We start from the raw sequence: 20,999 nt of genomic DNA on the forward strand, positions 1-20,999 counted from the left end.
TTACATAGTACTATTATTTAAATCAAATTAACAAGACTCTTCCATATGCGAGCCAGGCAAGAAACATCAGGCACCCTGACAAATCTGTATCTCCAGCCTGAAGACGGGTATCTTCAGGCTAAAGACATACATCTCCAGCCTAGAGATGCAAATCTTCAGGCTGGAGATAAAGAACCGGAGGGAGAATCCGGCAGAATTGTCTGCAAAACAGGCGAAAAGAAAAATAGGCTGACAAAAAAATCCGTATCTTTACGGACGCATTAAAATACAAATGAACATGTTTACGATAAGAAAAGCAGATACGGCCGACATCGGCCTCATCAACAAACTGGCATGGCAGGTGTTTCCCGCCACATATAAGGACATCTTGACGAAAGAACAGAGTGACTACATGATGGAATGGATGTACTCGCCCGAAAGCTTGCGCAAACAGATGGAGGAAGAAGGACACATCTATTACATAGCCTATGAAGAATGCGAGCCGGCAGGATACGTATCTATCCAGCCGGAAGGAAAAGACCTCTATCACTTGCAGAAAATCTACGTGCTCCCCTATTTCCAGAAGTACGGCTTGGGAAAACAACTGTTCAGACAGGCGATAGCGGCCATCAAGGAGCTGCATCCCGGACCATGCCGGATGGAACTGAACGTAAACCGCAACAATCCGTCGCTGGGGTTTTATGAGCACATGGGCATGAAAAAAGTGCGCGAAGGCGATTTCCCCATCGGAAACGGATATTACATGAACGACTACATCATGGGAATCGATATCTGACCACACCTGCAAAAAACAAGAAGGCCGCCGACAGGCAGCCTTCCTTTATCTTGTTTGAAACCATATCACTGATGCTGTTCGCGCAACAGGTCGTTTACGGTCTTGACCGGATTGAATGTGCTCAGCGGCACCTCCACGAACACCGTATTCCAGTCGCTCATCGAACCGTTCCACAGACCCGGAAGTTCGAGCGCCTTCAAGTCTTTTCCGTTCTTCGACTTATAGGAAATGAATCCGGTGCTCTTGTCCACATGCTCCAGCAAATTGAACTTGTTTCCCTTATAGTCGCGCACAGCGCAGACCAGATCAACCGGATTGAAATGGGTTCCCTTCTCAAACATCGCCTTCTTTTCAGGATCCTTCATGTCGATCTGCGAACTTTCGAGAATCTGCAAGGAAACGGTTCCGTCAGCATTGTATGCAAGGAACGGACCGCCACCCGGTTCTCCCACATTCTTCACCATACCGCACACACGCATCGGGCGGTTCAGCTTCTTGCGGAGATAAATCACAAGATCGGCATCTTCCATGTCTTTGATGTCCGCTTTCCGGCAATACAGCTGCTGCTGAACGAAACGTATCATCTCTTCCAGCTGGTCATGACGGTAGTGTCCGCTGTCCAGCAGTTCGAGGTAAGCAAATGCCTGCTTCTGAAGAGTGACCAGTACGCCTGCAATCAGTTTCTTGTACAGCACGGTATCATCCTTCAGACGGTCGGGAACAACATTGTCGATATTCTTGATGAACACCACATCCGCATCCAGGTCATTCAAATTCTCTATCAACGCGCCATGACCGCCCGGACGGAACAGCAGCTTGCCGTCCTTGTCACGGAACGGCTTGTTGTCCATATCTGCGGCAACGGTATCCGTGCTCGGCTTCTGCTCCGAAAAGCTGACGTCATACTTCACGCCGAATTTAGCTTCATAGGCTGCCACCTTGGCTTCAACCAGTTTGGCGAAAAGGGCACGGTGCTCTGCAGATACAGTGAAGTGAACGTTCACCTGCCCGGTCTTTCCCGCCGCATACAGCGCGCCTTCAACCAGATGTTCTTCAAGCGGAGTACGCACGCCGTCGGCATAACGGTGGAATTTGAGCAGGCCTTTCGGCAAAGATCCGTAATTAAGCCCCGCCGCTTCAAGAAGATTGGAAACAACAGCCTTGTATTGCTTTTCTCCCAACAGCGCATCAATATTCTTGCCCGTATTGTCCATACATGCAGCGTTCAGGTCGTTGTAGAAAGCGAAATTGTGGATATGGTCGAAGAATTTCTTTTCAAAATCAGTGGTCGGAACATCGTAGTCTGCTCCTAGAAACTCAAACATATTCTTGAACATACGGCTCGCAGCTCCCGAAGCCGGAACAAACTTGACTATTTTCTTATCCCCTTCCTTGTATGAATCCCAAGCCGCAAGATATTCTTTCTGCTTTTCAGCATCCGGCACCACAATGCCTCCATTCTCTACAGAAGCCGCGGCATACAGTTTAAGATAAGGGAAACCTTTTTCAAAGCAAGCCAACTGTTCGGCAATCTTTTCTTCGGAAATCCCTTTCCGGAGCAACAAATCTTTGTCTTCTTGTGTCAACATAATGAAATATTATTTAGGTTATGAAAGTTTCGGAACAATTGATGCTCAAAAATATAAAAAATACCGAAAGATAGCATCAAAAACGGAGAAAAAAAGTAACTTTACACGCAAACTAAAAAGATTTAAAAACCAAGGCCTATGGAGAAAAATGATTTTTTCACTCCCGAGGAACACAAACAGCTGATTGCCTTATACAGAAAACTGCTTTCTTTATCGAAAGACACTTTGCTGAAGGATGACTGCCGGAAACTGAAAGCTCATCTGATAAAAGACATGTCGGCGGGAACAATCCCGCGCAACGTGTTTGGCATGAACCCGATCATCGAAGATATCCAGACCGCCGTAATCGTGGCGGAAGAAATAGGAATGCGCAGAGCTTCGATCCTGGGAATCATGCTGCACGAATCGGTGGAATATAACCTGTGTACCCTCGATACTATAAAAGAAGAATACGGAGAAGATGTGGCAGGAATCATACGGGGGCTGGTAAAAATCAACGAACTTTATGACAAAAGCCCGACCATCGAATCGGAAAACTTCAGGAATCTCCTGCTGTCGTTCGCAGAAGACATGCGGGTTATCCTGATAATCATAGCCGACCGCGTCAACCTGATGAGGCAGATCAAAGACAGCCCCAATGAGGAAGCGCGGCTCAAGGTGGCCAACGAAGCTGCATACCTTTATGCTCCGCTCGCACACAAACTGGGACTGTATAAGCTGAAGTCGGAACTGGAAGACCTGTCGCTGAAATATACGCAACACGATGTGTACTACCACATAAAGGAGAAACTGAACGCTACAAAGGAAACGCGCGACCGCTATATCGCAGCTTTCATCGAACCGATACGGAAAAAGCTGGAAGCAGCAGGACTGAAATTCCATATGAAAGGACGGACCAAATCCATACACTCCATCTATCAGAAGATGAAACGCCAGGGATGTCCCTTCGAAGGAGTCTATGACTTGTTTGCCATCCGCATAATCCTCGACTCTCCGCTCGAGAAAGAGAAACAGGAATGCTGGCAGGCTTATTCGATCGTGACGGACATGTATCTACCCAACCCCAAACGGCTACGCGACTGGCTTTCCGTGCCTAAAAGCAACGGATACGAATCGCTTCATATCACGGTGATGGGACCGGAAGGAAAATGGGTGGAAGTGCAGATACGCACGGAACGGATGGACGAAATAGCGGAAAAAGGACTCGCAGCCCACTGGAGATACAAAGGAATCAAAGGCGAAACAGGGCTGGACGAATGGCTGAACTCTATCCGCGAAACGCTGGAAAGTGCAGACAACGACCTCGATGCAATGGACCAGTTCAAGCTGGACCTGTATAAAGATGAGGTGTTCGTATTCAGCCCGAAAGGCGATCTCTACAAACTGCCGAAAGGAGCGACTGTGCTCGACTTCGCCTTTTCAATCCATTCAAACGTAGGATGCAAGTGTATCGGAGCCAAAGTGAACGGAAAGAACGTGCAGCTCCGCCAGAAACTGAACAGCGGCGACCAGGTGGAAATCATGACATCGAACACCCAGACTCCGAAACGCGACTGGCTGAACATCGTAACGACATCGAAAGCAAGAAACAAAATCAGACAGGCGCTGAAGGAAATTGCCGCCCGACAGAGCGCGTTTGCCAAAGAAATGCTGGAACGGAAGTTCAAGAACCGAAAGATAGAATACGATGAAGCCATCTTGATGCGCCTCATCCGGAAACTGGGCTTCAAGACAGTAACAGACTTCTACCAAAGCATATCCGACGAATCGGCAGACATCAATGCGATTATCGACAGATATGTGGAAATGCAGAAACGGGAAAACGAACTGCACGATGAAATAACTTACCGGAGTGCGGAAGCCTACAACATGCCCTCACCGACCGAACCGAAAGATTATTACAAAGAGGACGTACTGGTCATCGACCAGAACCTGAAAGGGCTCGACTTCACTCTCGCCAAATGCTGCCATCCGATTTATGGCGACGACGTGTTCGGCTTTATCAGCATCAGCGGAGGCATCAAAATACACCGCAATGACTGCCCGAACGCAAAGGAACTGAAATCCCGCTTTCCCTACCGCATCGTCAAGGCTCGCTGGGCAGGGAAAAGCCAAGGCAAGCAATACCCCATCACGCTCCGCATCATCGGACATGATGACATCGGCATCATCACAAACATCACCTCCATCATCAACAAGGAGGACAACATCCTGCTGCGGTCAATCAGCATTGACTCGCACGACGGGCTGTTTTCAGGCATGCTGACGGTAACGGTAGACGACAACGCAAAACTCGAAGCCTTGATAAAAAAAATAAAAACAGTGAAAGGAGTCATGCAGGTTAACCGATAAATGGTAACTTTGCAGGCAGAATGAATTATCAATACAATAAAGAATATACATCATGAAAAAAGCTGCTCTATTTGCTGTTCTGCTGGTAATGAACGTATTCTTTGTTCTGGCACAAGGAACAGCGCAGATTACTTTTGAAAAGACATCGCACAATTTCGGCTCTTTCCCGGAAAGCAGCCCTAAAGTAACCTGCACTTTCAAATTCAAAAATACAGGCAATGGTCCGCTGGTCATCCACCAGGCCATCGCTTCCTGCGGATGCACGGTACCGCAGTATCCGAAAGAACCGATCAAGCCGGGCGAAAGCGGAGAAGTGACCGTCACTTACAACGGAGCCGGAAAGTTTCCGGGACATTTCCGCAAAACCATTACCCTGCGCACCAATTCCGAAAACGAAATCACGCGTCTGGTCATTGAAGGCGACATGACATCGGCAAAAGCAAAATAAGCAGGCTTTCCGCCACATCAAAAGATCCTTTTCCGCTTTTTGTCTTTCAGAATGAAAAACGGAAAAGGATTTTTTATTACTTTTGGACACGGAAAACATCAACAGAAATAACACATAAGAATCCATGAAAGAAGAAAATGAAAAACCGGCGGGATTGCCTGAAAACGCATTCCGTCCTTTGAAACCGGGTGAAAAGTACGAACCTCTGATGTCGCCCGGAAAAACTTATCCGGAGGTTAATCTATGGTCCGTATCCTGGGGAATTGTCATGGCAGTCATCTTCTCGGCCGCCGCAGCCTATCTGGGCTTGAAAGTCGGACAAGTGTTCGAAGCCGCTATCCCTATCGCCATCATAGCGGTAGGCATCTCCAGCGCAACCAAACGCAAAGGCGCACTTGGCGAAAACGTGATGATACAGTCCATCGGCGCCTGTTCGGGAGTCATTGTAGCGGGAGCCATCTTTACACTCCCCGCACTTTATATCCTTCAGGAGAAATACCCGGAGATGACGGTAAACTTCATGCAGATGTTCATCAGTTCGCTTTTAGGCGGCATTTTAGGTATTCTTTTTCTCATTCCGTTCCGGAAATATTTCGTAAAGGAGAAGCATGGAGAATATCCCTTCCCTGAAGCCACAGCCAGCACGCAGGTGCTTGTGTCCGGAGCCAAAGGAGGCGATCAGGCAAAGCCGCTGCTGATGGCCGGCCTGGTGGGCGGCCTGTATGACTTCATCGTCGGAACATTCGGCTGGTGGAACGAAAACTTCACGAGCCGCATCTGCGGGCTTGGAGAAACCGTTGCCGACAAGTTCAAACTGGTATTCAAAATCAACACGGGAGCAGCCGTGCTCGGACTGGGATATATCGTAGGACTGAAATACGCAGCCATCATCTGCGCCGGCTCTGTTGCAGTATGGTGGATCATCGTTCCGGGGATTTCATTGCTTTGGGGCGACCAAGTTCTGAACGCATGGAACCCGAGCATATCCATGGCTGTAAAAGACATGTCACCCGAAATGATCTTCAGCGAATACGCCAAAAGCATAGGCATCGGAGGCATCGCAATGGCAGGCATCATCGGTATCGTACGTTCGTGGGGCATCATCAAAAGCGCGGTAGGGCTGGCTGCCAGCGAAATGAAAGGAAAGAAGTCGGAAGACAATGTAGAACGTACACAAAAGGATCTGTCCATGAAGATCATTGCTTTCGGATCTATCTTCACGCTCCTGCTTACACTGGCATTCTTCTATTTTGACGTAATGGAAGGCAATGTGCTGCATACCATCGTGGCCATCATACTGGTTGCAGGCATTTCTTTCTTATTCACAACAGTGGCCGCCAACGCCATCGCCATCGTAGGAACAAACCCCGTTTCGGGAATGACACTGATGACACTGATTCTGGCATCAGTCATTATGGTAGCCGTAGGCCTTAAAGGAGCAGGAGGCATGGTTGCCGCACTGGTAATGGGTGGTGTGGTATGCACGGCTCTGTCAATGGCCGGCGGTTTCATCACCGACCTGAAAATCGGCTACTGGCTGGGAAGCACCCCGAAGAAACAGGAAACATGGAAATTTCTCGGCACACTGGTATCTGCTGCCACGGTCGGCGGAGTCATTATGGTATTGAACGATTCATACGGATTCACAAGCGGGCAGCTGGCTGCACCACAAGCCAATGCCATGGCAGCAGTCATTGACCCCTTGATGAACGGAGTGAGCGCACCATGGCTTCTCTACGGAATCGGCGCACTGCTGGCTTTGGTACTGACATTCTGCAAAGTGCCGGCACTGGCTTTCGCCCTGGGCATGTTCATTCCGCTGGAACTGAATCTTCCGCTGCTGGTAGGCGGTGCCATCAACTGGTATGTAACAAGCCGGAGCAAAGACAGCTCGATAAACAATGCACGTCAGGAAAAAGGCACGCTGCTGGCATCCGGATTCATCGCTGGAGGTGCTCTTATGGGAGTAGTGAGCGCAGTCATGCGCTACTGCGATGTCAACTTCATCAACGAAGAATGGCTGGCTAATCCGATGAGCCAAATGGTATCACTCATCGTTTACATTCTGTTAATCGCCTACATGATCAAGGCAAGCATGAAAATCAAATCATAAAATCTCTTAGCGCCATGAAAACAATGTTATTAATGAGTCTGCTTATCCTCTCCGGCGCCATGTTCGCACAAAGGCCGATAGAAATAAACGTCTGGCCCAACGGAGCACCGAACGATAACGGGATAAAAGAAGAAAAGGATGGCAGCACCGACCATCCAAGTTATACGAACAAAGCAATCCTCTATGTCTATCCGGCTCAAAAAGGCAACGGACAAGCTGTGCTGGCATGCCCCGGAGGAGGATATACTCACCTCGCCATGGCACACGAAGGAAAAGATATGGCCGACTGGTTCAACGCACAGGGCATCACATATGCCGTATTGCGCTACCGTATGCCCAACGGACACAATGAAGTTCCGTTGAGCGATGTCCACGAGGCCATCCGCATCCTAAGGCGGCACGGCGACGAATGGAACATCAAAACACTGGGAGTCATGGGCTCTTCCGCCGGAGGACATCTGGCAAGTACAGCCGCTACGCACTTCGACACGGAGACAAGACCCGACTTCCAGATTCTGTTCTATCCGGTCATCACCATGGATCCAAGCTACACGCACATGGGCTCTCACGACAACCTGCTGGGAAAGAATCCGGCAAAGGAACTTGAAAAGAAATATTCGAACGAGCTTCAGGTTACGCCACAAACGCCTCCGGCATTCATCATACACAGTTCGGACGATGGAGCCGTGCCTGTAGCCAACAGCGTGAACTACTACATGGCACTGGTGAAGAACGGTGTCCCGGCATCACTCCACACCTATCCCATAGGAGGACATGGATGGGGATTCCGCGACAGCTTCACCTACAAACGCCAATGGACGGGCGAGCTGGAGAAATGGCTGCGGGAAATCAACAAATAAACATATAAACAAATGCCCGTTCCGGCAGAAACAAGGGGGGGGTGTGTCGTAACAAACGATGCACCCCCGTTTTGGACATTATATTCTGTTTTCCCTGCCGACTTGCCCTTTCCTAGACAAGGGGCAACAACTTTCCAAAGGTCTCTTATCCCCTTTTAAATGAAACGAAACACTTCTGTCGCAACTTTGTAGTACGGTTTGGATACTTTTGCAGCACGAACCAACACAAAGTAAATTATGTTTAAGAGAAAACCGTATTTTGCGACATTACTCATGCTGCTGATGAGTATCTGTTCCGTTTTCGCCCAAGTCACGACTTCGGGCATGAACGGATTGATTTCGGATGAACAGAAACAGCCTCTGATTGGGGCCAGTGTACAAACCGTACACGTGCCTTCGGGTACCACTTACGGAACCATCACCAACGCAGACGGACGCTTCAGTCTACAAGGTATGCGTACAGGAGGTCCCTATATTGTTGAGATTTCTTATATCGGTTACAAGACGGCACGCTACGAAGGCATCAATCTTTCACTTGGAGATAACTATGTATTGAACGTACAGATGCACGAAGATTCCGACATGCTGGACGAGGTAGTAGTGGTAGCCACCAAATCCAAGTTCTCCGGAACAAAGACCGGTGCATCCACCAATATCAGCAACCGACAGATTAATGCTCTTCCCTCAGTAAGCCGTTCATTGTCGGACATGACAAAACTTTCACCGTATGCCGGCACCAACAACTCATTCGGAGGCCATGACGGTCGCATGAACAACATTACCATTGACGGTGCAAACTTCAACAACAACTTCGGGCTTTCTTCTTCACCGATGCCGGGTGGAGGAAGCCCGATTTCATTGGACGCGATCGAAGAGTTGCAGGTAAACATCGCTCCGTTCGATGTGCGCCAGGCAAACTTTACCGGAGCCGGCATCAACGCCATTACAAAAAGTGGCACAAACACATTCAAAGGAACGGCTTATGCCTATTTTCGCAATGAAAACATGAGGGGCAACCGAATTGACGGAGAAGACCTCGGTGAACGCCAGCAAGAGGCTCACCGTACTTACGGATTCACTTTGGGCGGTCCGATTGTAAAGAACAAACTGTTCTTCTTTGTCAACGGCGAATTTGAGCAGGAGCCGAGACCGATATTCAAATGGAGGGTTTCGGAAGACGGAGTGGGGAGCGATGCCGACCTGATTACACGTGTCACCGCAGCCGACATGGAAGCGTTTGCTTCGATTCTCCGTGAGAAATACAATTATGAACCGGGATCTTACACAGACTATGACGCAGGTACATTCACGAACAAGCTTCTGGCACGTATCGACTGGAACATCAATACAAACAACAAACTGACCGTACGATACAACTACACGAAGAACAAATATACGAACCCGACCAGCCAAAGCATGCCGAACAAGACAACCCACGGACACTACAGTTCTTATTCGCTTCCGTTTCGCAACAGCTGCTACGACATGAACAACCTGGTACACTCACTTACAGCCGAACTGAACAGCAACTTCGGAGGAAAAATGTCAAATCAGATACTTGCCACATTCACTAAAATTTCTGATGTGCGCGGTTCTGACTCCACACCCTTCCCGATGGTCGATATTCTGAAAGACGGGGATATGTTCATGACTGCCGGGTACGAACTGTTCACTTACAACAATGCTGTATCAAACAATATCTGGACCATTACTGATAACTTCACTCTCAACCTCGACAAACATGCCATTACCGCCGGTGTGGCCTACGAACACCAGTATGTCGGCAACTCGTTCATGAGCTACGGTCTGGGATATTATCGCTATAACAGTCTGGATGACTTCAGAGACGATGCCGCCCCTTCTTTGTATGCACTGACCTACGGGTATGGAGGTGAAGATAAACCGACCGCAGAACTGAGTTTCGGACAGTATTCCGCTTACATCCAGGACATGTGGAGTGCAAATGAGAACTTGAAGGTGACCGCCGGCCTCCGCATCGATATCCCCACTTATCTGAACGATTTGCAACGGAACACTGTGGTTTATGACATGAACTTTTTAAACAGCCAGAAGATTGATACCAGCAAATGGCCGGGCACCAAAGTGTTGTTCTCGCCGCGCGTCGGATTCAACTGGGACGTATTCGGAGACAGCCGTTTGAAACTTCGCGGAGGCACAGGCCTGTTTACCGGACGTATGCCGTTTGTATTTTTCACCAACATGCCGACCAACAGCGGCATGCTGCAGAATACTGTGACAATCAGCGACCCGAATCTTCTGGCGAAGCTTGCAGGAGGTGTGCGTGACAGATACGAAGTCATGAAACTGCTTCCTGAAGAATTTCCGCAAACGCCTGTACAAAGAGCCCCGGGCACAGTAGCCGGAATCGACCCCGACTTCAAGCTTCCGCAAGTATGGAAAAGCACGCTGGCTGCAGATATCAAGCTGCCGCTTCCATTCAACGCCAACCTCACACTGGAAGGCATCTATGCAAAGAACCTGAATGCTGTGCTCCAGCAGAATATCAACGTGATCGGATTGGACGACCCGAAGATGAAACGTTTTGAAGGACCCGACAGCCGTTATATGTATCCCGGACAGACAGAGAGCCGGCTCTATCCTGACATGGACGGTGCGTATATGCTCACCAACACCAATAAAGGATACAGCTACAATCTGAACGCAACATTGAACCTCAATCCGGTTGAAAACCTGAACATGAAGCTTGCGTACACTTATACCGGTTCAAAAGAAATTTCCGGCAATCCGGGAGCGCAGCCCTATGAATTGTGGCAGAATACACCGACTGTGAACGGCGGCAACCACCTTGCACTCACCAACTCACAGTACCTCACTCCCCACCGTGTGATGGCAGCACTTTCTTACCGCATTCCGTACGCAAACCATTTCGCCACATCAATCAGCCTGTTCTATACCGGATACAATCCCGGAAACTATTCATATACCTACAACGGCGACATGAACCAGGACGGTATCAACAACGACCTGATTTATATTCCAAAGAGCAAGAATGAACTGACGTTTGTTGACAAGAACGGATTCACGGCAGCAGAACAAGCAGACGCATTCTGGAAATATGTAAACCAAGACACTTATCTGAGCAAACATAAGGGAGAATATGCCGAAGCTTATTCGGCACGTTACCCTTGGATCAACCAGGTAGACCTCAAAATTACACAGGACTTTTCCATCAAAGCCGGAAAAACGACCAACACCCTACAGGTTTCACTCGACATCTTCAACATCGGAAACTTGCTGAAAGATACCTGGGGAATCACAAAAGTACCGGTAAACAGCGGACGCATTCTAAAATATGAAGGCGTAACGGCAAACAATGTTCCTACATACTCTATGTATTATACGACAGAAAACGGGAAAAACGTGTTGCCCACCAACACCTTCTCTTATCTGAAAGACAGTTCAGACTGCTGGCAGATTCAAATCGGCGTCCGCTATCTGTTCAACTGATCCCAGAAAACACCATCTCAAATAAGGAGTTAAACTTCCGAATGCCATTCCTTCGGAAGTTTAACTCCACTTTTCCGTAACAATTCCAAACATGCAATGACAATGAAAAGATTATTCTTCTTCCTCTATGCGATCGCCGCACTAGCTTTCATACCAGGATGCACCCGGCAAAAAGAACAGAAACAAATTCCTCTGATCAGCGGACACAGGGGCGCAAACATGATTGCCCCTGAAAACACGATGGCCTCGGCAGACTCCTGCATCAAATATGGAATAGACTATATGGAATGTGACGTTTGCATCAGCAAAGACAGCGTTTTCTATATCCTCCATGATTCGACCCTTGACCGGACTACAAACGGGACCGGAAACATCAGCGAATGGATGTCAGCCGACATTGACACGCTGGATGCAGGCTCATGGTTCAGCCCTGAATTTGCAGGACAGCATGTGCCCCGCTTCGCCGACCTGCTCCGCAAGGCTAAATCCGGAGGACTGAAAATCACGGTAGACTACAGGTCGGGAGACCTGAAGAAACTTCTCAGCCTAATACAGGAAGAAGGAATGACAGAAAATTGCTGCTTCACATTCAGCGATGAGAACGACGCAAAAATGTTCCGCCGGCTGGCTCCCGAAATCAAGACACTTCAGGCATACGTAAAAGATCCGGCAGATCTGGACAGAGTGATGAAAGAACTCAAGCCCGACATCATCGTTTCTTGGATTGACTTGCTGACACCCGAGTTCGTTGAAAAATGCCACAGACTCAATCTCAAAGTCCTTGCCCTTATCCTGGGACATGAAGACAAAACAGCGGAAAACCGGAAAGCAGCAGATATGGGAGTGGATATCATAGCGACGGACCAGCCCGAAAAACTTAAGCATGCTTACCAATGAACCGGCATCTCACCCCAAACGCCACAGAGTAGCCCAAAGGGAACCATTACGAACGCCGTCCCCCTCGGCAGCGACAGCTGCACCATACAAACCAATTAGGAACAGTTGCTTATCCTTAAACACGGAAAAGCTGAAAAAGAACCGAAAAAAACATCCAACTATTTGCAGGACAAATAAAAAGTCGTACCTTTGCGCCGCCAATACGGGTTATTGGCACAATTCAAATCATTAACTAATTAAATTACAGTTTTAAAATGGCAACTAAAATCAGATTGCAAAGAAGAGGACGCAAAGGTTATGCGTTTTACTCAATCGTCGCTGCAGATTCAAGAGCACCACGTGATGGTAGATTTATTGAAAAGATCGGTACTTACAATCCGAACACCAATCCTGCCACAGTAGATTTGAATTTCGACCGCGCATTGTACTGGGTTATGGTAGGTGCACAGCCTACTGATACTGTACGTAACATCCTTTCCCGCGAAGGTGTTTACATGAAGAAGCACTTGATGGGTGGTGTTGCTAAAGGCGCATTCGATGAAGCTGAAGCTGAAAAACGTTTCAATGCTTGGAAAGAAAACAAGCAGTCTGGTCTGGAAGCTTTGAAGGCTAAACTTGACGAACAGAAGAAAGCTGCCGCTAAGGAACGCCTGGAAGCTGAAAAGAAGGTGAACGAAGAAATTGCAAAGAAAGTAGCTGAAAAGAAGGCTGCCGCTGCTGCTGCCAAGGCTGAAGCTGAAGCCGCTGCAAATGCAGAAGCTGCTGCATCTGAAGAAGCTCCTGCCGCAGAAGCAACAGAAGCTCCTGCTGAAGCATAAAGCTTTCTTGACTGATCAACCTGAAGGAAGAGGCTGTTTCATGAAACATGAAGCGGCCTCTTCTTTTTTCCGACAAGCTGCTATCAGAATATATATTGCAGACGGGCCTGCGCCAGAAAGAAATTTTTCTGATAGAAGGCGTTGCAATGCCTGCCTACCCACACATAGCTTCCGTTTACTTTTACACCAAAATAGTTGTTCAGATAAAAGTTCACGCCTACCGACAGATCTTTTTCCTCCCCGCCTGTTATGCCGGAACGCCAATCATTCATATCCGTATAATTGAACCGCGCAACAAGCTCTATAGCACGCGGAGTAAGCGGACGGCCGGGTATCCCGTACATCGAATCATAAGCAAACCCCTTTCCTTTCAACAGGAATCCTCCCTGAACATACCCTCCATGCGAACGGTAGGCCTGCCTGCCGCCTGTACGGTTCATCCGGTCAAAAAAGTATTCAGCCTGCAACATGAAACGCGGAGCCGTACACAAAAGCTCTGCCAGACCTTTCACCTCAGTTCCCATATCAGAAACCTCGGCTTCGAGCAAAGAGGCAGGAAACATCGATGTTATCCCGGCACTGCTTCTGCTGCCTGAAGGCGGTTCCGAAGCATGGGCTTCTTTCGAACGGAACGAAAACGCGCCTCCCAGATGAATCAGCCGATGATCCGCCTTCTGTTTCCGCCAAACGGCACGGGATGTAGACACAAAGGCATTTTTCTGTCCCTCGCCGATTTTATTGATGTCATTATGCGTATAGATGCCGGCAGCCAGATACCAGTTGTCATTATAAAAATGATAAGTGGCTCCCAGTTTCCGGCTGTCTGTGAAGGCCAGCACCGAGGCGGCAGACTGATGGAAGCGCATATCTGCTGTGCTGATGAGCATATCCATCGAAAACGGCTCATATCCGTTGCCGAGCGCAAGCACCCCGTGGGCAAAGTGATAATTCAGCAGCATATCTTTTATGGCAAGCTTGCCGCCTCCCAGTCCGATATCCGTTTTCATCTCAAAATCGCCGTAAACCGCTTTAAATCCAACCCGAAAGTCTTCCAGACGATAATATCCCTGCACGTCTTCCTTGCCGTATCCTGACACCGCAACGTCAAGCAATGCTCGCGAACGGAACTTCACTTCCAACTGATCCTGCGCATGCAGCACCGCACATGCACCCGACAAAAAACAAATAAGCGCAAACAGTCTTCTCATAAGGATACGCTCGCCAATTCCGAAAGTGCCTCCTCTGCCGATACAGACCAGCCATAATCAGCGATATTGAAGATAGGTGCCGTGCGGTCCGGATTTATGGCAACTATCTTTTTCGCCCCGGAAAGCCCTGCCGTATGCTGGATCTGTCCGCTTATCCCAATAGCTATATACAGATCCGGAGAAATGGTATGCCCCGTCTGCCCCACCTGCAAATGCGCATCAATCAGCCCCATTTCTACAGCCGCACGCGAACCGGCCACAACAGCGCCGATCTGTTCGGCCCATTGCCGAATCCGGACAACGGTTTCCTTGTTTTTCACGCCGCGGCCAACTCCGATAACAATACGGCTATTCTCTAATGTATCGCCGCATACATTCGCCGCCATCTCGTCCATCAGACAAATCCGATGGTCCGGTTCAAAGTCTGAAAGGTCGTGACAGACAATCTCTCCCTTCCTCGATCTGTCCGGTTCTGCTGCTTTCATCACGCCCGGACGAACTGAAGCCATCTGCGGACGACAATTAGGGGTGACGATGGCAGCCATCAGGTTTCCTCCGAAAGCAGGGCGTATCTGATGCAGCAGTCCGCTTTCCGGATCAATTTCCAACTGCGTACAGTCGGCTGTCAGCCCGGTATGAAGCATCGAAGCGACACGCGCAGCGAGTCCCCTTCCCCGCTCCGTCGCTCCGACAAGCAGAATGTCCGGATTGTATCGGCCAGCCAAAGCAACCACAACCCGCGCATAGTTTTCTTCTATAAATGAAGCCAGCGAAGAATGTTCCAGCACATGTACACGATCGGCTCCATAAGCAATCAGCTCATCAGCCAGCACAGCCACACCGCTTCCGGGCAACACAGCCTCCACACTGCAACGAAGCTTTTCTGACAATGCAACGGCTTCCCCAAGCAGCTCTTTCGTGACAGAAGCAAGCATTCCGCCTTCCGTTTCGGCAAGAACCCAGATTCCTTCCGACTTTTTCGGAGAAAAAGAGGCAGAATCCGGAGTATCAATCTGCAAAGCCTCAGCCAGGCATGTCTGCACACAAGTTCCGCACAAGCGGCATGTATAAGGGTCAATCTCCGGATATTCAACCAGACGGATGGCATTGAATGCACATGAATCAGCACAAAGCCCGCAACCGGTACAACGGTCTTTCAGAACTCGAAGCGCAAACGAAGTTTTATTGTTCATAACATATTGTTTTAAATGAATGCCTGCAACGTACCATTCCTGCCGGTCCAAAAAGAAAAACCAGACTATTGCCGGCAAAGCATCCGGAATAAAGGCTTGAAAAGTTCATCCTCAGCTTAGAGAAGTATATCTTTAGCTTAAAGACATGTATCTTCAGACTGGAGATACAGATTTTCATGAATCACCGCGCATTTCTGCCCGTATTCCGCACTTTCCTCCAAGCCTCAGCCCACATTTTCCGACTGGCCGCTTGCAGGCACCCGCATTTTCCAATTAAAAAATTAAACGATTATTCATATTTCACTTATGATAGCCAAACGAAGTTCTTCTGCGTTTGCAAGCCAGCGAAGCGACTTGCCCTGGCAAGGAACAAAAGTAGAAACAACCTTGGTAGGCGAAGCATGTAATCCGACTGCAGACGAATCCAGATTCAGATCAGTTTCATCCCAGCGAACAATCTCCTGCTTCCAGGCATACCGCCATCCCGACAATGTGGGGCAAGCCAGCATTCCATTCTCACGGCTTACCATTACGGCGCATGGCAATTCCGTTTCCAGATGCTGGATTACCGTTCCCGCTCTTCTGCACGCGCGAAGATGATTTTCAGAGATTCCCTCCAATGCCACCAAAGAAGTGACCTGCGGGATATCCAACTGCCCGGCCACTTCCGGCCCCACCTGAGCCGTATCTCCGTCAACAGCCATACGGCCGAAGAACAACAGGTCAAAATCTCCTACTTTCCGGACTGCAGCGGCCAGCACGGTGCTGGTACACCACGTATCACTCCCTGCAAAAGCAGGAGAAGAAAGCAGTATCGCGCGGTCTGCCCCGCGCTGAAGTGCCTCGCGCAGCACATCTTCAGCAGAAGCCGGCCCCATACTTACAGCCACGACTTCCGCTCCGGTATCACGTTTCAGGTCGAGCGCAGCCTGCAATGCGTACAAATCATCGGGATTGGTCTGAGTCAGCGCAGACGAACGTTTCAACGTATGAGTTACGGCATCTATCTCGACCTTTGTAGACCGAGGCACCTGCTTCAAGAATACAATATAGCGTTTCATAAATAAAGTTTCAATTATGTTTTTCCGTTTGGTCTTTTTACATGAAAATAGATGGCAAAGGTTCCGCTTATCCTCCTTTCTTATTGGAACGGGCATCAGCGCAACGCCGCTGGAAATCAGCAGAAAAAGGGTCAACAGCACCGAAACGGTCCGGAGCGAAGAGCGCAGGGTCCACAAACGGGCTATCTCCCAGAATCAGTTCTGCTGCCAGGCGTCCCATCCCTCCTCCTGCAGCCACGCCGCCTCCGCAACAGCCGGCCACGGCAAACAGCCCATCATAAGAAGCCACCGGACCGACGATGAACATTGCGTCAGGAACGTAGCACGAAGGTCCTGCTATATAATGTGCAATCGGCAAGTCATCGATATCATGCAGATAAGGCTTCAGCAGCGGCGCACATTCATCCAGCACAGTCCATTCCGCCTTCCGGTTAAAGTCGAAGTCTTCCAGCTTATCGGTTAACGCAGACGGATCGAACGGCTGGCAGCAACTCTCACGCAGTCCGATAATCAGCGCACCGACATCCGAACGGGTGAAAGCACGCGCGTCAGGAATTACCGTAAACGGATGTCCTGCCGGGAAACGGCTGGAGTCGATGGCAGTGATCCAGAAATGGCTGCGCACCGGAGTAAAAGGAAGGCCCACATGCAAAGGCCTCATCAGCAGATTCGCCCATGCTCCGGCCGCATTCACCACCACCGGAGCAAAGACCGCTTCACCGTCTGCCAGCCTGACCCCGCAAACTTTTCCGTTTCCGGCCATAATCTCCTTCACTCTGCAATTCGGCCGCAACGTCACGCCCATCCTTGCAGCCGCCCGGGCGTAACCGGAACAGAGCAAGGCCGAATCGATAAACGCATCAGTAGGCATATATAAAGCTACATCCACCGCCTCGACATCCATCCACGGAAGAAGTTCTTTGGTTCGTTCACGCCCGATGCGTTCGTTCGGAATGCCGAAACGTGTAGCTGCTTCTTCCAATGCTTCCAGGCCTTTCAGCGAAGCTTCCGACGAAGCCACCGTGATGCTTCCGCACTGCTGAAGTCCGAGCGGCTCGCCCAACAGTTCCTCCATCTCGCTTATGCAGTCATAAGTTTCCTGCACCAGTTCCATCAGGGCAGGTTTCGTGCGCGCCCTTGTCAGCAGGCAGGCCGCACGCGAGGAAGCCTGCGAAGCGATTTCATTCCCATCAAGCAGCAAGATGTTTCCGGCCTTGCGCTTAGCCAATTGGTAAGCCGTGGCACAGCCCAGCAGTCCCCCACCGACGATTATCACATCATAGTTTTTTTCCATCATTCAATTTGTGTTATAATTTGCATTCAGACAAGTATCATTCTCCAGTTCTTTCGTTCTGAAAGTCCTGTTGTATTTTTTGTAGATCAATACGGCAACCGCAATGAACAGCACCGTGCAGACAGCCCCCACCGCACAGGCTATGTGATTGAAAAGAGCGAACCACTCAATGTCGATGTTAAAAAGCTCTTTGGCTGAAAGCAGCGCCACCGTACCCATATAGCCTATGAAGTCGATCATGGCGATAAAGAACCCCACATTCCCCTTTATCCGGAAACAGGCGATGAAACGGTCGAAAAAGACAGTCTGAAAAGTCAGGTAGGCAATATAGAGCGAAAGGCTTTCCACAAACAGCCAGACAACAGGCTTCAAATCAAGCGTTTCATAATGGTAAGACACATAAGTCATCGTAAGACACCCTGCCACAACCAGCGTCATCATCCATAACAGCGCATTGATATTGCTCCGGAAGAAGATGAACAGCGTAAAGATGCCAAGAATAATCATGGTGACAATCGTGTCAATACGGGCGAACATCCACGACGACTGGTTGCTCACGTCAAGAATATTCACCAAAAAGTCTTCTTTGATATCGCGCAGCATCAGCAGCATGAAGTTCCCTACGAATATCAGAGAAAGAATCGGAGCATATTTCCTGAACAGTGCCCGGCGTCCTTTTCCGTCAAGAGTGACACGTTCGTTACGCAAGGCGATGTCTTCGGCAGTAGGCTGTGGAAGACGTTTCAGCATATAGCCCATAAAAACCAGCAGAGGCAAGGCAAAGCCACCGATAAGGGCGGGCATCCAGAACTGGTCCACATGCAGTTCATTCATGGCAAACAGGCCGAAACTTTTTGCTACTCCCGAGCTGAACACCATGCTTACCCCCAGCAGGCTCGCCAGGATGTCGGTCACCTTGCGCCCTTCGATAAAGCTGAATATCACTCCCCACATGCACCCCAGCGAAAGTCCGTTGACAAACATGGCAGCCACATTATACGGAGCGTCCAGCAATCCAAAGCCCACAAGCGCCGCCTCGGCCAGCACAGCCGACCCGACAAAGAACCGGAAACGGTTTTCCTTCTTCAGTTCCGAAATAATCTTGATCCTGAAAAACTTGGCTATCACATAACCCAGAATCTGAATAGTAGTCACCGCCACCTTGTAGTCGCTTCCCAAAAAAGTCAGCCCTTCAAATGAAGCGGCAGTGTAAGGCTTGCGCAAAGCGTAAACCAACGAATAAGAGAGCAGCGCTGCTCCTCCTGCCCAAAGAACCAGCAGGACATCCGACATTCTCCTGTTTGCTGTAATCTGTTTCATTTTATTGATTATAAGTTGTTTTCGTTTTAACGGGAGCAAAAGTAGAACGGCCGGACATCTGAAAGAATTAATTTATAATGTATTATAACCCCGGATTGCGCCGATTTTATAATGTCATGTTTATAAAAGAATAATGTCACGGAAATGTAATATCTGAAATACCGCTGTAACAACTAAATCGTATCTTTGCGGTGCAGATATTATGACTATGGACAGACTGTTATCTCTTTATGAACGCATGAAAAAGCTCCGTGAATCGGGTGTACGGATGAAAGACATATCCGAAGAAACAGACATCGCATCAAGCGTGCTTTCGTCGCTCTACTCTTCTGTGCTTCCAATGTATGTAAACCTGATATCCAACGGAGAAGACAAGGAAAAAGCGCTGGACAAATCGTTGCAGCAGGTGAACAATGTATCAAAGCGCAAACTCCTAGGATGTCTGGATACGCTTTATGAAAAGGTGCATGCCATCGAACCGAGGCTGATAAACGGCAAAAAGAACGAACGCCCCTTCCTTGACGACATTGAAAAGGAAGCCATCAACTACCTGCCGAACGCGGGCGTATATACCGGACTGTATCTGGCCTACAGTTCGTCTTCTTTTTCCGACGGGCTCAAAGTGGAACCGTACATGATCGCTTCCATTACCGACGGCGACACAATGCCGAAAGTGTATTCACAAAACATGTCGGGCGACTATTATACGGGCATCGGCCTGTTCTCTCCGTTCCAGATCGGCTATTTGATATTCAACGAACAGAAACGGCTGCAACTGGCCTTAAAAGTGGTATATCTGCAACTTCCCATCATCGAATACCCCAACTTTCTGAAAGGCATTTATCTGACGCACGACTACAACAGGAATCCCATCGCACGACGGGTCATCTTCATCCGCCAAAGTGACGAGATTCCACTGGAAGAATTTGCCAAAATGCGCACGGAAGTGATTCCAAAAGAGAAACTGACAGACGAACAGCAGATATATTACGAATATACCTGTGAAACGGGGGACACCATCAAAAGCATGATGCTGGTTTCGCCGGAGAAAAGCCTCGAAGAACTGAAGCGTGAAAAACAAATGCTGAAACTGCTCTAACCCTAAGACACCTATGAACGCTTGTATCAGAGAAAGCAAGGCGGATGACTGCAAGGCGGTGTACGCCCTTATATGCAGCATGGAAGAAAAACGACTTCCGCTAACGGAATTTGAAAAGATTTATAACGCCCAGCAGAAAGACGCTTCCTGCCTCTGCCTGATTTACGAACAGGAAGGAAAAGCTGTCGGCTGCCTGAACCTGCGCATGGAATACCAGCTCCATCATGCCGCAAAGATAGCGGAAATCATGGAACTGTCTGTAGACGCACATGCAAGATGCCAGGGAATCGGCCAGAAACTGTATGCATATGCCTGCCGGAAAGCCAAAGAATCCGGCTGCATACAGATAGAAGTTTGCTGCAACCGGCTACGCACACGTGCGCATAAATTCTATGAAACGCAGGGGATGCACAATTTCCACTACAAATTCTCTCTGGATTTCTTATCTCCGGATGACAGCGAAAACAGGCTGGGGAAATGACA

At 49.0% G+C, this 20,999-nt stretch carries 16 protein-coding genes; 10 read left to right on the plus strand and 6 right to left on the minus strand.

The genetic code is table 11. From position 1 onward, the window contains the following. The first annotated feature begins 277 nt into the window (after positions 1-277). Positions 278-775 carry a GNAT family N-acetyltransferase gene (locus QUW60_RS05700; RefSeq protein ID WP_258337026.1) on the plus strand — a complete coding sequence of 166 codons (498 nt, stop codon included), beginning with the start codon at positions 278-280 and terminating at the stop codon, positions 773-775. Positions 776-840: 65 nt separating this feature from the next. On the opposite strand, the gene QUW60_RS05705 is transcribed toward QUW60_RS05700, so the two are convergent. Then, on the minus strand, positions 841-2,364 hold the full coding sequence (locus QUW60_RS05705) for a DUF4301 family protein (protein ID WP_289559083.1): 1,524 nt from the start codon (positions 2,362-2,364) through the stop codon (positions 841-843). 138 nt (positions 2,365-2,502) lie between these two features. Between QUW60_RS05705 and QUW60_RS05710 the strand changes: the two genes are divergently transcribed. The 7 genes from QUW60_RS05710 to QUW60_RS05740 all read left to right on the plus strand — a co-directional run bounded on the left by QUW60_RS05710 (position 2,503) and on the right by QUW60_RS05740 (position 13,341). Then, complete coding sequence (locus QUW60_RS05710) at positions 2,503-4,716, plus strand: RelA/SpoT family protein (RefSeq protein ID WP_258337028.1); 2,214 nt, start codon at positions 2,503-2,505, stop codon at positions 4,714-4,716. Positions 4,717-4,768: 52 nt separating this feature from the next. Further along, on the plus strand, positions 4,769-5,164 hold the full coding sequence (locus tag QUW60_RS05715; protein WP_258337029.1) for a DUF1573 domain-containing protein: 396 nt from the start codon (positions 4,769-4,771) through the stop codon (positions 5,162-5,164). Positions 5,165-5,288: 124 nt separating this feature from the next. After that, positions 5,289-7,277 (plus strand): OPT family oligopeptide transporter, encoded by a 1,989-nt coding sequence (locus QUW60_RS05720; RefSeq protein WP_289559086.1) that lies wholly within the window; start codon positions 5,289-5,291, stop codon positions 7,275-7,277. A 14-nt stretch (positions 7,278-7,291) separates the two neighbouring features. Further along, positions 7,292-8,137 (plus strand): alpha/beta hydrolase, encoded by an 846-nt coding sequence (locus QUW60_RS05725; RefSeq protein ID WP_289559088.1) that lies wholly within the window; start codon positions 7,292-7,294, stop codon positions 8,135-8,137. Positions 8,138-8,374: 237 nt separating this feature from the next. After that, positions 8,375-11,626, plus strand: a complete 3,252-nt coding sequence (locus QUW60_RS05730; RefSeq protein ID WP_289559090.1) for a TonB-dependent receptor plug domain-containing protein — start codon at positions 8,375-8,377, stop codon at positions 11,624-11,626. A 102-nt stretch (positions 11,627-11,728) separates the two neighbouring features. Next, the gene (locus tag QUW60_RS05735; RefSeq protein WP_289559092.1) at positions 11,729-12,523 is read left to right on the plus strand and encodes a glycerophosphodiester phosphodiesterase; all 795 of its coding nucleotides are present in this window, start codon (positions 11,729-11,731) and stop codon (positions 12,521-12,523) included. 254 nt (positions 12,524-12,777) lie between these two features. Further along, positions 12,778-13,341, plus strand: coding sequence for a 30S ribosomal protein S16 (locus tag QUW60_RS05740; RefSeq protein WP_258337032.1), 564 nt, complete (start codon positions 12,778-12,780; stop codon positions 13,339-13,341). A gap of 83 nt (positions 13,342-13,424) precedes the next feature. On the opposite strand, the gene QUW60_RS05745 is transcribed toward QUW60_RS05740, so the two are convergent. The 5 genes from QUW60_RS05745 to QUW60_RS05765 all read right to left on the minus strand — a co-directional run bounded on the left by QUW60_RS05745 (position 13,425) and on the right by QUW60_RS05765 (position 19,417). Beyond that, a complete protein-coding gene (locus tag QUW60_RS05745) occupies positions 13,425-14,549 on the minus strand; it encodes a porin (protein WP_289559094.1) in 1,125 nt (374 codons plus the stop codon). Next, positions 14,546-15,742, minus strand: coding sequence for an electron transfer flavoprotein subunit alpha (locus QUW60_RS05750; RefSeq protein ID WP_289559096.1), 1,197 nt, complete (start codon positions 15,740-15,742; stop codon positions 14,546-14,548). The genes QUW60_RS05745 and QUW60_RS05750 overlap by 4 nt, the downstream gene beginning before the upstream one ends. Positions 15,743-16,035: 293 nt before the next feature. Next, positions 16,036-16,803 carry an electron transfer flavoprotein subunit beta/FixA family protein gene (locus QUW60_RS05755; protein WP_289559097.1) on the minus strand — a complete coding sequence of 256 codons (768 nt, stop codon included), beginning with the start codon at positions 16,801-16,803 and terminating at the stop codon, positions 16,036-16,038. 67 nt (positions 16,804-16,870) lie between these two features. After that, positions 16,871-18,100 (minus strand): NAD(P)/FAD-dependent oxidoreductase, encoded by a 1,230-nt coding sequence (locus QUW60_RS05760; protein WP_289559098.1) that lies wholly within the window; start codon positions 18,098-18,100, stop codon positions 16,871-16,873. Further along, complete coding sequence (locus QUW60_RS05765) at positions 18,101-19,417, minus strand: DUF5690 family protein (protein WP_289559100.1); 1,317 nt, start codon at positions 19,415-19,417, stop codon at positions 18,101-18,103. 208 nt (positions 19,418-19,625) lie between these two features. Here QUW60_RS05765 and QUW60_RS05770 point away from each other — a divergent pair, with 208 nt between their 5' ends. Together QUW60_RS05770 and QUW60_RS05775 are read left to right on the plus strand one after the other, a co-directional pair. Further along, positions 19,626-20,516: a hypothetical protein gene (locus tag QUW60_RS05770; protein ID WP_289559102.1), complete on the plus strand. Its 891-nt coding sequence runs from the start codon at positions 19,626-19,628 to the stop codon at positions 20,514-20,516. A 13-nt stretch (positions 20,517-20,529) separates the two neighbouring features. After that, positions 20,530-20,997 carry a GNAT family N-acetyltransferase gene (locus QUW60_RS05775; protein WP_289559104.1) on the plus strand — a complete coding sequence of 156 codons (468 nt, stop codon included), beginning with the start codon at positions 20,530-20,532 and terminating at the stop codon, positions 20,995-20,997. Positions 20,998-20,999: the final 2 nt, after the last annotated feature.

The sequence above is a fragment of the Bacteroides gallinaceum genome, from assembly GCF_030373775.1.
GTDB classification, from domain to species: domain Bacteria; phylum Bacteroidota; class Bacteroidia; order Bacteroidales; family Bacteroidaceae; genus Phocaeicola; species Phocaeicola excrementipullorum.